Source organism: Massilia genomosp. 1 (genome assembly GCF_011682185.1).
GTDB lineage: Bacteria > Pseudomonadota > Gammaproteobacteria > Burkholderiales > Burkholderiaceae_D > Telluria_A > Telluria_A rubra.
This window is the reverse complement of record NZ_WHJF01000715.1, coordinates 1-203: the sequence shown is the minus strand read 5'-3', so window position 1 is coordinate 203 and position 203 is coordinate 1. Positions and strand designations below refer to the sequence as shown.

The 203-nt window shown below is 60.1% G+C and carries 1 pseudogene; it reads right to left on the bottom strand.

Annotated elements, in window-relative coordinates:
- A pseudogene (locus tag F1735_RS37310) lies at window positions 1–190 on the bottom strand (IS66 family transposase); the annotation flags it as partial.
- Between the last annotated feature and the right edge of the window lie 13 nt (window positions 191–203).

Below are 203 nucleotides of genomic sequence, written 5' to 3'. Positions count from 1 at the left end.
CATCGGCCGGCAATTGGTGGTGGCAATGATCGCATTGGCTCGGCAGTGGATGGACGACGATCTCGGTCGGTTGCGACGTTTGCATCAGCGTCGTTCCGTCGTGGCCCGGCTGCCCGCCGACCTTCTTGTCCGAGGGCTTGCGCAAGGATTTCGTTTTCTTCTTTTTCAAGCCATCGGCCGACGGCGGCACACTGGAATTGTGG